Origin of the sequence: Staphylococcus sp. GDY8P119P, from assembly GCF_017892075.1 — a bacterium.
Classification (GTDB): Bacteria; Bacillota; Bacilli; order Staphylococcales; family Staphylococcaceae; genus Staphylococcus; species Staphylococcus ureilyticus.
Genome location: NZ_JAESKJ010000001.1, coordinates 390,130 through 403,078, shown reverse-complemented (window position 1 = coordinate 403,078; position 12,949 = coordinate 390,130). Strand labels below are relative to the sequence as shown.

Below are 12,949 nucleotides of genomic sequence, written 5' to 3'. Positions count from 1 at the left end.
AGTCAAAACCTAAAAGGTCTCAACTTAATTATCAAATTTATTTAGACCACGTGGCTTGTTACTTTTAATGTATTTAATACTAGTAATTATCTGAGTCACAAAAGTATTCATTATAAGAAAATAGTAACGCAGACTTTATTAAAGATTAAAAAAGCGACACTTTCTATACAACTGTTATAGAAATTGCCGCTTTTTCGTTAGTCAGAAATGTTATATCACTGATTCTTTTTCTTATTCTTCATTTGAAATGTAATGTGACTTGCCTTTTAAGAACAAGCTCAAAATAAATGCCAACGCACTTAACAAAGTAGCGATTAAGAAAGCACTATTTACGCCGTTAATTGAAGCTAGCTTTTGCACAAATTCTAAAACTTGAGAAGTTGCCATTTGTTCTCCACCCATTGCTTGAGCCATTTCTTGTAAACGGTCTTTAATAAATGGATTTGTTTTATCTAAATCCTGTGTATATGATGCAATATGTTGAGTTGTTTGTGTAGACATGACTGTAACTAGTAATGCCGTACCAATTGAACCAGCCAATTGTCTCAATGTATTAGTTAATGCATTGCCGTGTGCGATGAGTCTTTGTGGTAATGCGTTCATACCAGCAGTCATTATTGGCATCATGATAAAACTCATACCAAATGAACGAATGATATAAATAACCATTAAATGACCATACGTTGTATTCATATTTAATTTTGTTAATTCCCACGTAGCATAAGTCATAATGGCTGTCCCTACTAAAGCTAGTGGTTTAATACCTATCGTATCTAATAATTTTCCTGCTATTGGGCCCATTATACCCATTATTAGAGCACCTGGTAATAATAATAAACCTGATTGTACTGGTGTAAAACCTCTTAAGTTTTGTAAGTAAAGTGGTAATAAAATCATACCACCAAATAAACTCATGGTTACAATCATGTTAATAACTGTTGTTAATGTAAAACCTGAGTATTTTAAAACTTCCATGCTTAGCATTGGCACACGCATTGTAAGCTCTCTAATTACAAAAGCAATAATAAAGATCACACCAATAATAAGCGACACTACAACTATTGGAGAACTCCACGTGTTATTTCCCGCTTCACTGAATCCGTATAATAACGCACCAAATCCAATTGTACTAAATATGATGCCGGGGATATCTGCTTTAGGGTTTGTAGTAACTTGATATACTCTAAACCATATATAAGCGATAGCCAATGAAATAAGCCCTATAATGAACATGCCATAGAACATCACGTTCCAATGATAATTTTCTACAATATAACCTGATAATGTTGGTCCTATTGCAGGTGCTAAAATCATTGCTATACCGAGTGTCCCCATTGCTGCGCCACGTTTTTCAGGTGGGAATATAGTCATAAATACATTTGTACCGAGTGGCATTAAGACACCAGCACCAATAGCTTGCAGTACTCGGCCAACCATCATTATTGTAAATGAACCTGATATACCACAGACTAACGAGCCAATCGTGAATAATGTCATCGCTATTAAGAATAATTTACGATACGAATATTTATTAAATAAATAGGCACTGATTGGTATTAGAATACCATTCACAAGCATAAAGCCTGTCATAAGCCATTGACCTGTATTAGCAGAAATATTAAAATCTGTATTTATTTTAGGTAATGCAACATTTAATAACGTTTGGTTTAATATAGCTATAAACATACCGAAAATCATCGCTATTAAAACTTTACCTTGAGAAGTGCCTTTTCCAAACATAAATGAACTATGTTTAGCTTTTAGCTTTTCATTTACCTGTGCTTCTTCAGAATTCGGATTGATTTGTTCATGATCCGAATCATGTTGTGTCGATGATTCAGTAGCGTCACTATCAGAGTGCGTTGCCTTTTCTGGCTTTTCGTCTATTGATTCATCTTTGTTTTGTTCTTGATTTTCTGTTGTTGTTTTGTCGTCTTTAACTTTAAATTTAGATTGATAACTTTCGTTAGAAGCAATGCTTTCATGCTTAGATTGTTCCATTTTTCTGGCAGATTTTTGCTTATTTCTTTTCATGATAAAGAAATTTAGTCCGCCGACAAGAATGAGCGCTATGACTACGTAAACAATAATGAAGGTCATTGTCATTTTAAGACCCCCTTAATTTTTATGAATTTTTACTTCAGCGTTCATTCCTGGAACAACATTTTTAGATGGTTTTGAATCTAGTGAAATTTTCACTGGTACCACTTGTGATACTTTTGTATAGTTGCCATCACTGTTTGATGAAGGCATCATTGAAAAGCTTGAAGCAGTTGCTTTGCCGACTTCTTCTACTTTACCTTTTAATTCAGCGTCTTCACCATCTAATTTAACATTTACATCTTTACCTTCCTCAACGTCTGCAATATCTTTTTCATCCACGTTAGCAGTTATATAAGAATCATCTAAATTATAAGCATAAGCGATTGGTGTGCCAGCTTGAGCCATTGAACCTTCCATGCCATCAACTTTTACAATTGTGCCATCTTTAGGCATTTTAATACTCATATCTTGAGATTGACCGCCTTCACCTTTAGCAGCAATCTCTGCAACTTTGTCACCTTTGCTTAATTTTTCATTATTTTTGACATCAAGCGATTTGATTTCGCCAGAAGCTGGAGCTGATATTTTAATTTGTTCTCCATCCACTTTAGCATTATCCGTACTTACAAAAGATGTTGCTTGATTATAAAAATGGAATCCTACGACACCAATAATTACAAGTACAACAATGGTAATGACATTGATTAATACCATTTTCTTCATGATACTTTCCTCCTATTTGCATTTAAAATTCACCTTGTATATTATAAAGAGATGAAATTTAAAAGTATACCGACACTTAAATAAAATGTGTTGGGTACGTTATTTATGTTCTATGAAGGAGTTATTATGAAACAAAATGCTAAACGTAAAATCATCCATAATATGATTGCATTACTAGAGCTACATCCGTTTGAAAATATAACTATCAAAATGTTATGTGCATATAGTGATATAAATAGGACAACTTTTTATGATTACTTCGTAGATAAATATGATCTTTTAGCTACAATACAGTCACACCATATTCAGAAATATAAAAAACTATTAGAAAATCTATATAAAAGTTCAGAAGAGATTGCAGATAATTATTCGAAACTATATCAGTTTTTCAAAATCATTTTACGCTATATTAAACGCCATTATGGCTATTTCCATGCTATTTTAGTCACATATCCTAATCGAGACTTGTTTTTTGAATATATGCATGCCACGCGTGATACCTATATTAAAATTTTGGATGACTATACCAGTGTTATAAATAAAAAACAATTTGTAATTTACGCACTAGGTGGCCAAATGGGTCTTGTTTATACTTGGATTAAAGAAGGATGCAATCAACCGGTAAATGATTTAGCTCAAATTTTATTAGCTAATACAATTAAGTTGAATCGTTAAGTCATTTCCTAATAAATGATCTAATTAAAAAGACTACTAAATTTCTACAAAATAATAGAAGTTTAATAGTCTTAGATTATTTCTAATTCAAATATATAGAACAGCTTGATACCTACCATGCAACATCATGTCAATGCTATACTTCACCTTGGTTTAGCAAAATTCTAGCCTTCGCCACTTCGAATCATTCCTGCAAAATAAATTAGCTTGGGATAAAAATCTAATTTGTTTAAAATGACATTATTGCTACATCCATGAATGTAAGCGCATGTTTAAATCAACTTAAAGTACTTGACTTGAAACACATGCACCAGCTACTTACCAAAATACTAAAAAGATTTTATTTCATCCTCTCTTAGGCTCACTTGCTTGTTCTAAATACAAAATAACTCATCACTTGCAACACTATGAGTAATATACCTGCAATTAGGATAATTGTGACATAAGGTACATAATTTTCTTCTCCCATTAAACCTACGAGAGGTGAAATCACCCCACCTAATAAGTATTGGATAAGTCCAAGTAAACTTGATGCGCTTCCATTACCCCCAGTACGTTCATCCATTGCTATAGAAAATCCCAGTGTTGCTACACCAGTAACCGGTGCAACAAGAATAATAAAACCAAAGCATAAAATCCATATTGACAAGTGATTTACTAAAGTGAACGTTACACTCAGAATTCCTACTAATTGAATCAATGTCAAAATTCGTAATAACATTTGCCTATTTATAAAATCAACCAACTTACCAGTCAATTGACTTGAAACAATCAGACTTATACCAACAACTGCAAACATAATACTAAATTGCTGTGGAGACATACCATAAATATGTTGAGTAATAAATGGAGAAGCTGAAATATAACTAAACAATATGATAAACGTAACCCCTTGAATCAACATTGGTAATACAAAACGTGGTGCTTCTAATAATTGTAAGAAATTCTTAAAAATACTTCCCATATGAGGGCTATCCCTATGTTCAATTGATAATGATTCTTCCACTTTAAACATTGTTCCAAAAAACATGAGCATGCCAAATATGGTAAGTACGACAAACACCATATGCCAAGTTGAAAATGATAAGATCACACCACCTAAAGCGGGTGCTAATACAGGTGCGACGCCATTGACTAACATGAGTAAAGCTAAAAATTTCGTTAATTGTTTACCACTGTATAAATCGCTTGATATTGCTCTAGAAATAACTGCGCCTGCGCCTCCACAAAAACCTTGCACAAATCTTAAAATGATCATCCACCAAATATTGTTTACAAAAATAATTCCTAAACTTGCTAATGTAAATAACAACATCGCAATCATAAGTGGTTGTTTACGTCCGATGGAATCAGAAATAGGACCAGTAAATAAATTCCCAATAGCTAAGCCAATCATAAATAAAGATAAAGTTAATTGCGCATTTGAAGTTGTCGTATTAAAATCAGTCTGAATTTGAGGTAAACCAGGTAAAAACATATCTATAGATAAAGCACCAATTGCAGTTAATGCACCTAGAATTAAAATAAAAATAAGTGATTGCTTTTGTTGTTGATTGTCTGACATCTTATAACTCCTTCAAATATTACTTAAAATACTCAATTCGACGATAACTACATTTAATTATGTATTTCTTACTGACTTATTACAATATTATGAATAAGCATTATTACCATTATAGCTTTAGCTCAAAAACAAAGAAAGCGTCAATTTCTACTAACTGTTATAGAAATTGACGCTTATACATGAGTCAGAATGAGTTTATTCTCAAATTGCTCTATTTTTCTACTACTACATTTATCAAAGTGATATTGACAAGCATTTCACTACATTACTATTCCGAATATTTCACTACCTTGAGATTACTGGCATCATCATCGCCTTCAAGTTGATAGTTCACTTCGCCATATTGTCCGTCTTCTTTGACGGTTTGAGCAGTAATATAAAATGTTTCACCTTGTCTCACAATTTCAGTGATTTGTGGCTGTGGTAAATAAAAAATAGCATTTTCTTTCACTTGATTTTTTGTAGACTTGTAGTTATTGCTATTCTTTTTCAGATAAGATGAAACTAAATTAAAGTTACTTTGGCTATGCGCGTTATTCATTGCAGCAGTATAATTACCGAAAAAACGAACCACCTTATTTCTGAAACTATTTTCTTCTTTTTCTTTTTTATCAACATAATCTTGAATTTCATCACCATCAAAATTCAATGTTACATATGTTTTATCTTTCAAGTTATCCGTTTTAACAGTCGTTTCAGCTGATTTAAATGTCTTTTTCTTCGCTTCACCTTCGGCAGAAACTGTTAATTCTTGTGTTTTTGGATATGGTCCTATTTCTTTATTATTATTATAGTCATATGTTTTATCATTTACTTTCACTTTAACCGTATCTTTATCAATTTCTGATGCGCCTTTTAAATCTAAGACAATATAAGCTTCATTAAAATCTTCTGAAACGTCAACTGTTTCATGATTACTATTATTAAAATTAAATTTGAGTTCACCACTAAACTGTCCGTTAGCCATTTCCTTTTTAGACTCGATAACGTAATCACCTGGTATGAATTCACCAAGTACCGTCGTCTTATTCTTCTGTGCGTGAACAGTTCTTTGCTTATCATTTGCTTTAAATTTATATGTTGCATCGTACTTAGGCTTTACAATCGCTTCTTTTGTAGGTGCTGTAAAACTCATGTTATCAAATATCAAATAACGTCGCCCATTTTTACTGATACGCAAAACTTTTTCACCATTTTTGGCTGTTACAAAGTCTTCCTCACTCGTCTCATTATTATTTAAAGAAGCTATTTTTTGTTTAATATCTTTTGTATATTGTTTCATGCCAACTTCTTTTTTTATATATTTAATATAAGCTTTAGTCTCATTTTCATCCACACTATTATTTTGTGTGCTTAATAAGGTTGATAATTTTTGAGTATCATTATTATCTACAGCATTAATTAATATTTCCGATTGTGCTTCCGGAGAATTAAAATTTTTCAATAAGATAAATATAATCACCAGTAGAATAATGATAAAAGCTGCAATACCCCAGGGAATAATTTTCCTTGCTTTGTTATTAACAGTTTTTTTGTTTTCTTTTGAAGTTCGAGTCATTTTTTCGTTACTTGTCGACTCTATACGATAGCCACAATGACTACATCTTCGTTGTCCTATCCTTATATTTCCCCCACATTTAGGGCACTTTTGCATTTTATCACCACGCTCAGTCCTTATTTTTTACATTATCCCGTTATTTTAACATAATATATTTATAAACTATATGGCTTTATCAAGCCATTTCCACCAATTTTTTGTAGTTTTTTAATTAAGTGAAATTTATTTTTACGCTACCTTATTTCTATTATATGTATATAAATCAGTAAAAGATATACATCATTAGTCCAATGTCTTCTTATATCTTCTATGATTTTTTCTTTCATCTTATATAGCTTAAGCTTTTAATTATGCACTTCAAATGAATCATTTTAACTTGGGTACGTCATTCCGGTTGTTGAAGCATGATTTTAATTAAATGTATTTAGCTTTGCTTTTAAATACTTTCATTGCTTATACTATTAAATACTGTGCTTCAAATTGAAATTTTTTAATCTTTGGTCAATAATTTCTAAAACATAACGTGCTTGTTCGATTTGTTCATCAGACAAGTCGTGTAAAATATCACTGACAATCGTATTGATAATTTCCTTACTTTGTTTATTAAATTGTTTGCCTCTTTCTGTTAATTTAATATATTTTAATCTTTGATCTATATTTTCTTCTGCTTTCTCCCATTGAACTACTTCTGCTTGTATTAATTTTTTGATTCTCCGGCTAACGGCAGCTTTATTTACGCCTTGTCTTTCAGTTATTTCAGTTAGCGTCATGGTTTTTTCGTTTTCTAACATTAATATAACATTGGCCTGCTCTTTTGATACGTTATAGTCTTCTCTTAATTCTTTTAACAATTTAGCTAACAAAGTATTCACATCATTTATAAATTCACCCATAAAATCAATATGACTACTTAAATTTTTAACCATAACTTCTCGCACCTCTACTATTCTAGCTCACATAAGTAAACGTTATTTTTTTTATATTATGTTTATAATATCAATATTCGAGATGGTATAAAAGCAGAAATTTGTATTCACTGCGTTTTTTAATTGTTAAATCTAGCAAAATTACAAAATACAATACCATTAAAATTTGATTAATTTTAATAATTGCTCTACATTTAAAATATTATAAACTTTCGGGGTGAACCATGTATACGTTGTCTTTAATTATAAGTTTAATTATTTTATGTGGTTTTATTGCTATGATTAAAAATTTCAAATTCACTACTAATTTAACTTTTTTTGTAATTCAAATTATTTTAGGTTACTTTGTAATCATCTTACATGTAGGTAAGTTATCTTTGCCTATGCCACTCATATTCACTATGTTTGTTGGCGTGTTGTTAATACACATCAAACATCATCATTTATTTAAACATAGATTAAGCGCACTTTTTTTGCGCCGTTTGTATGCTATTGCATATAGAGTATTACTATTTATGATTGCTTGTGCTTATATTAGTCTAATACCTGTAGGTATCAATGTGATTTTTTATTGGTTAGCTGCTATTGCATTTAGTGCATGTTTCACCTTCATTTGTTATGCGCTTTGCACATCTGCATTTTCAAATGTTACATACAAAGAAGACTTTGATGTCATATTGGTATTAGGCGCAGGTATTTTTACTGATCAAGTAACACCTATGCTAGCTAAAAGATTAAACAAAGCTATAGCATTACACCATTTAAATCCAAATGCTCGACTCATTGTAAGTGGTGGACAAGGTCCTGACGAACCAATTTCAGAGGCCTTGGCTATGTATCGATACTTAGTACAAAGAAATATTAATCCTTCAATGATAGTACTTGAAGACCAGTCTACGAGCACTTTAGAAAACCTTAAATATACAAAAGTGCTCATTCAACAATTATATAGATATGAACCAAGTATCCTATGTGTCACAAGTCAATTTCATATTATGCGCGCTTTAAGGTTTGGACAAAAATTAAACCTCAACTTAAAAGGTGTCGGCAGTCATACACCTTATCATTTCTTTGAAATTGCATTAATTAGGGATTTTTTAGCAATCATGTACCAATATAAGCTTTTACTAACTTGTTACTTTGTAGTGTTATTTTGGGCAAGTATGATGGCGTTGTGGCATATTCCATCCATTTAAAGCCACTATACACAAAATAATTTGTGCATCCTATTTACAATAGAATATAGTGTTTTCTTCATAGAAAAAGAGTGGGACAGAAGTCTAATTTTATTAAAAGATTTCTGTCCCACTCCATTGATTTAGGAATCATAATTATATTACGGTTCATTTAATTATACTATTGATCAACGATGACACCATCATCTAATTCGATGACTCTATCAGCATAATCAAATAGTCTTTTATCGTGGGTTATCATAATACCAATCATATTTTTACTTTGAATTTGATTTTTAATCATATCTATCACTTCTGTGGCACGTTCAGCGTCTAAACTTGCAGTTGGTTCGTCAGCTAAGATTATTTTCGGATGATTCATCAATGATCTCATGATGGCAACACGTTGCTTTTGTCCGCCTGAAAGTGTGTGTGGAAATACGTTGAGCTGTTCTGCTAAACCGATTTGTGTTAATAGTTTTTCTGATCTATCAGTGGCTTCTTTTTTAGACATACCTGCTTCTTTACCTATTGTTGTTAACTGATCTTTAACTTTTAAATAAGGTACTAAGTGTGAAGATTGAAATATAAATCCAATTTCATTTAGTCTTAGCTCAGAAGCTTTTTTATCACTATCATATAAATGCTCACCATTATATAATATTTCACCACCACTTTGTGACAATAGCCCACCTAAAATAGTTAAAAGCGTTGTTTTACCTGAGCCTGAAGCACCGTTTAAAATTACAAATTCTCCTTCATTCACTTCAAAATTAATCCCTTTTAAAACTTTAGTTTCGGAAGAACCTTTCCCAAAGGATTTTTTTATATCTTTAACTTGTAAACTCATTATTCTCCACCTCCGATAGCTTCAATAGGATCTACTTTAAATAATTTAATAAATGATAGTGCTGCGCCAACAATTGCAACAACGATGAAAATGCCTACGACTAATAATATATTCGCAACAGTTACGTGGAAAGGCATAGAAATTGGCATTATTAATGATAAACCACTAATTAATGCAACAGCAATTATCACTGCAACCATTGTAGTTATTAATATTTGTAATACTAAAGCACTTAGTAAATGTCTTGTCTTGATACCAATTGCTTTTAAAATACCGATTTCTGGAATTTTTTGTATCGTCATAACATAGAAAAATGCACTGAGAACTATAGCAGAAATGACAAACAAGCTAACTATCATCATATTAAGTGGTGCTTGTTCTGCTTGATAACTCGGTATTTCACTTGTGATATCGTCTTCCGTAAATACATCGATACCATTAATATCTTCTAATTTATTTATCTGTTTTTGTGACATATCTTGAATTGGATAAACGGTACTTACATTTTTATTCAATTTATCAAATCCACTATTATTCATCATAACCACTGAACTATGAGAATACATTGTGTCATCCAAAATACCTGATACTTTTAACGTTTCACCGTCTTTAATTTTAATGTTGTCTCCAACATCTACCCCACTTGCAGTTAATTTACTATTAATTGCAACTTCATTGTCTTTTTTAGGATAATGTCCTTCTGACAATTCTGGTTTTTCATTTTTCACTGTATTCGTCATAACAACATCTTCTTCATCTTTATCAATTTTCAAAGTTTGAGATGCTATTTTTAAAGGTGACTGTCCACTAATATCTTCAATTTTCTCTTGCTGTTCTGGTTTAATAATTGATTTTTCGATTTGTGGTGTTTTGTTATTTTGCATCACATATTTTTCTGACTTCATATTATCTAACATAGAAATATTTTCTCTTGCTAAACCTTGTGCCAACCCACTAATAAATAAAACCATAACACCTAATAACAATATAATTAACATGATTAATATATAACGAAATTTATAATATTTTATCTCTTGCCATGCCAATTTCATAGTGTTTCACTCCCTTTCAAGAACTTATATTTAAAGTTTAAGGTCTTTATATGAACTCAATATGAACTATGATTAACTTTTTAAATTATTTCCTATTTGTTAAGTTAAATTTTTCCATATATAATGTCTGTAAAATGATTAAGGAGATTTTGAGCATGACAACTTGTTTAATTGTCGATGATGACAGTAAAATTTTAGAATATGTTTCAAATTATATTTCACGAGAAGGACTAGATGTTGTGACACAATCAAGTGCTGAAAACGCACTGTCGTATTTAGATACACATCAGGTTGATATTGCTATCGTCGATGTAATGATGCCTGGCATGAGTGGTTTTGAACTATGTAAAGTTTTAAAAGAAGATTTTGAAATGCCTGTCATTATGTTAACAGCAAGAGACGCACTTAGTGATAAGGAACAAGCATATTTAACTGGTACAGACGATTATGTTACTAAGCCATTTGAAGTAAAAGAGCTTATCTTTAGAATAAAAGCAGTATTAAAACGGTATAATATAAATGCTAATAATGAATTGAAAGTTGGAAATCTCACGCTCAATCAAGCTTATTTAGAACTTCAATCTTCTACTAAATCAATGAACTTACCAAATAAAGAGTTTCAACTCTTATTCTTACTTGCTTCACATCCAAAACAAGTATTTAACCGTGACGATTTGATTGAAAAAATTTGGGGCTTTGACTATGAAGGTGATGAACGGACCGTTGACGTACACATTAAGCGTTTGAGAAAGCGATTGTCAAAGTTAGGAGCTACGATTACGATTCATACAGTACGTGGCTTAGGATACAAGGTTGATGACAATGTTTAAATCACTATATTCACGTATTGCTATTTATACTGTCGTCATTTTACTATCGAGTGCATTGCTTAGTTTTCTATTAACTAACATTATTTATCACAATCATTTAAAAGAGAATAATGATGCAAAAATAATGAGAACATTAAAAGATGCTATTTCCTATGAAAAAGAATCTAAGATACAAATGCCAAAACCCTTTTTCAAACATCTTGGACAAATGAATTATCAAGTGATGACCGTCTCAGAAAATGGCAAAAAGGCTTATTATGGCACTGCATTTAGAAAAGATAATGTTGACTCTAAAAACATTAAATCTGTGTTAAATGGCCATGATTATCATGGGATAAGAAATTTGCCCTACAACCCTTTTATCACTGGATTTTTTGAAAATACTACTCAAAATACTGTGGGTGTGCAATTTCAATCCAATGGTCAAAATTATGCTGTTTTTATGAGACCAGACATCGGAAAAACTTTTAGTGAATTTAGAATTTTCTTAGTCATATTAATTACACTCTTATTAGTCATCTCAATCATTTGGGTTATTTCTTCAACTTATATGATTATTAAACCGATACAACAGTTAAAACAAGCGACTGAAAGGTTAATGGAAGGCAATTTTGATGTACCGATAGACATTAAACGTAATGATGAATTTGGCACATTACAATATCGATTTGATAAAATGAGACTCTCTTTAAAACAAGTCGATGACATGAGACAGCACTTTGTTCAAAATGTTTCACATGAGATCAAAACACCATTAACACATATTCATCATTTACTTGATCAATTAAAATTCGCTAAAGACGCAACAGCTCGTGAAAAATATATCGATGAAATATACCAAATTACAACACAGCTCAGTGAATTAACCAAAGAACTTTTATTATTATCAGAAATTGATAATGGCGAACATCTAGAATTAACTGACAACATCGAACTTAATAAACTGATTAAACAGATTATACGCCATGAACAATTTGCGACGAATCAAAAAGATTTAATCATTATGTCTGATTTAGCTAATGTATCTATAATTGGGAATGAGCGCTTACTAAATCAAGCTTTTCAAAACTTAATAACGAACGCGATCAAATATTCTGAACAAGGGGGTACAATTGATATTACACTCACACATGATACCGATCAAATTCATTTTAATATCACTGATGATGGTCAAGGCATGACACCAGAAACCCAATCTCGTCTATTTGAGCGTTTCTATAAAGCAAGCAATCATGATAATAGCAATGGCTTAGGCTTAGCTATTGCGAAAGCAATTTTTGAATTACACAATGGTACAATTGAAGTAGCAAGTACGAAATATGAAGGTACGACATTCACTGTTACCATCCATAAATAATAATGTAACAAGTGAGTTGATACCTATGAATTTTATGAGTTAAAGCTCATAACAGGCTACAATATTTTCTAGCAAACATAGACAATTAAAACCTCGAGATTTTAAATACAAAAAAGCGCTAATCCTTTGTGGATTAGCGCTCTTACTTTGACTATGGCTATTTATCTCCCAAGCTTCTCATTTGTTAAAATGAGTG

At 31.3% G+C, this 12,949-nt stretch carries 11 protein-coding genes; 4 read left to right on the top strand and 7 right to left on the bottom strand.

Annotated features, from left to right (window positions below; genetic code table 11):
- Positions 1 to 231 precede the first annotated feature (231 nt).
- Both KA830_RS01815 and KA830_RS01810 read right to left on the bottom strand, forming a co-directional pair.
- Positions 232 to 2,106 carry a DHA2 family efflux MFS transporter permease subunit gene (locus KA830_RS01815; RefSeq protein WP_046208530.1) on the bottom strand — a complete coding sequence of 625 codons (1,875 nt, stop codon included), beginning with the start codon at positions 2,104 to 2,106 and terminating at the stop codon, positions 232 to 234.
- 12 nt (positions 2,107 to 2,118) lie between these two features.
- A complete protein-coding gene (locus KA830_RS01810) occupies positions 2,119 to 2,766 on the bottom strand; it encodes an HlyD family secretion protein (protein ID WP_046208531.1) in 648 nt (215 codons plus the stop codon).
- Between the two features lie 126 nt (positions 2,767 to 2,892).
- Here KA830_RS01810 and KA830_RS01805 point away from each other — a divergent pair, with 126 nt between their 5' ends.
- A complete protein-coding gene (locus KA830_RS01805; RefSeq protein WP_046208532.1) occupies positions 2,893 to 3,441 on the top strand; it encodes a TetR/AcrR family transcriptional regulator in 549 nt (182 codons plus the stop codon).
- Between the two features lie 361 nt (positions 3,442 to 3,802).
- On the opposite strand, the gene KA830_RS01800 is transcribed toward KA830_RS01805, so the two are convergent.
- From KA830_RS01800 to KA830_RS01790, 3 genes are all read right to left on the bottom strand, one after another.
- Positions 3,803 to 5,005, bottom strand: a complete 1,203-nt coding sequence (locus KA830_RS01800) for a putative multidrug effflux MFS transporter TcaB (protein ID WP_070037513.1) — start codon at positions 5,003 to 5,005, stop codon at positions 3,803 to 3,805.
- A 268-nt stretch (positions 5,006 to 5,273) separates the two neighbouring features.
- Positions 5,274 to 6,659, bottom strand: a complete 1,386-nt coding sequence (locus tag KA830_RS01795) for a membrane-associated protein TcaA (RefSeq protein ID WP_210134062.1) — start codon at positions 6,657 to 6,659, stop codon at positions 5,274 to 5,276.
- A 365-nt stretch (positions 6,660 to 7,024) separates the two neighbouring features.
- Complete coding sequence (locus tag KA830_RS01790; RefSeq protein ID WP_204180286.1) at positions 7,025 to 7,489, bottom strand: MarR family transcriptional regulator TcaR; 465 nt, start codon at positions 7,487 to 7,489, stop codon at positions 7,025 to 7,027.
- Positions 7,490 to 7,713: 224 nt separating this feature from the next.
- On the opposite strand from KA830_RS01790, the gene KA830_RS01785 reads away from it, so the two are divergent.
- Entirely contained in the window at positions 7,714 to 8,685 is a 972-nt protein-coding gene (locus tag KA830_RS01785) for a YdcF family protein (protein WP_019468866.1), read from the top strand.
- Positions 8,686 to 8,845: 160 nt separating this feature from the next.
- Here KA830_RS01785 and KA830_RS01780 read toward each other — a convergent pair whose 3' ends face one another.
- Positions 8,846 to 9,514 (bottom strand): ABC transporter ATP-binding protein, encoded by a 669-nt coding sequence (locus KA830_RS01780; protein ID WP_019468865.1) that lies wholly within the window; start codon positions 9,512 to 9,514, stop codon positions 8,846 to 8,848.
- Positions 9,514 to 10,566: an ABC transporter permease gene (locus KA830_RS01775; protein ID WP_046208535.1), complete on the bottom strand. Its 1,053-nt coding sequence runs from the start codon at positions 10,564 to 10,566 to the stop codon at positions 9,514 to 9,516. The genes KA830_RS01780 and KA830_RS01775 overlap by 1 nt, the downstream gene beginning before the upstream one ends.
- Before the next feature lie 155 nt (positions 10,567 to 10,721).
- Here KA830_RS01775 and KA830_RS01770 point away from each other — a divergent pair, with 155 nt between their 5' ends.
- Both KA830_RS01770 and KA830_RS01765 read left to right on the top strand, forming a co-directional pair.
- Positions 10,722 to 11,396 carry a response regulator transcription factor gene (locus KA830_RS01770; protein WP_019468863.1) on the top strand — a complete coding sequence of 225 codons (675 nt, stop codon included), beginning with the start codon at positions 10,722 to 10,724 and terminating at the stop codon, positions 11,394 to 11,396.
- Positions 11,389 to 12,753, top strand: coding sequence for a sensor histidine kinase (locus KA830_RS01765; protein ID WP_046208727.1), 1,365 nt, complete (start codon positions 11,389 to 11,391; stop codon positions 12,751 to 12,753). The genes KA830_RS01770 and KA830_RS01765 overlap by 8 nt, the downstream gene beginning before the upstream one ends.
- Positions 12,754 to 12,949 lie beyond the last annotated feature (196 nt).

What these genes read in the sequence shown, in the direction of transcription:
- KA830_RS01770 (WP_019468863.1), top strand. Translation starts at nt 10,722, where the DNA reads ATGACAACTTGTTTAATTGTCGATGATGACAGTAAAATTTTAGAATAT.
- KA830_RS01805 (WP_046208532.1), top strand. Translation starts at nt 2,893, where the DNA reads ATGAAACAAAATGCTAAACGTAAAATCATCCATAATATGATTGCATTA.
- KA830_RS01785 (WP_019468866.1), top strand. Translation starts at nt 7,714, where the DNA reads ATGTATACGTTGTCTTTAATTATAAGTTTAATTATTTTATGTGGTTTT.
- KA830_RS01810 (WP_046208531.1), bottom strand. Translation starts at nt 2,766, where the DNA reads ATGAAGAAAATGGTATTAATCAATGTCATTACCATTGTTGTACTTGTA.
- KA830_RS01795 (WP_210134062.1), bottom strand. Translation starts at nt 6,659, where the DNA reads ATGCAAAAGTGCCCTAAATGTGGGGGAAATATAAGGATAGGACAACGA.
- KA830_RS01780 (WP_019468865.1), bottom strand. Translation starts at nt 9,514, where the DNA reads ATGAGTTTACAAGTTAAAGATATAAAAAAATCCTTTGGGAAAGGTTCT.
- KA830_RS01765 (WP_046208727.1), top strand. Translation starts at nt 11,389, where the DNA reads ATGTTTAAATCACTATATTCACGTATTGCTATTTATACTGTCGTCATT.
- KA830_RS01800 (WP_070037513.1), bottom strand. Translation starts at nt 5,005, where the DNA reads ATGTCAGACAATCAACAACAAAAGCAATCACTTATTTTTATTTTAATT.
- KA830_RS01775 (WP_046208535.1), bottom strand. Translation starts at nt 10,566, where the DNA reads ATGAAATTGGCATGGCAAGAGATAAAATATTATAAATTTCGTTATATA.
- KA830_RS01815 (WP_046208530.1), bottom strand. Translation starts at nt 2,106, where the DNA reads ATGACAATGACCTTCATTATTGTTTACGTAGTCATAGCGCTCATTCTT.
- KA830_RS01790 (WP_204180286.1), bottom strand. Translation starts at nt 7,489, where the DNA reads ATGGTTAAAAATTTAAGTAGTCATATTGATTTTATGGGTGAATTTATA.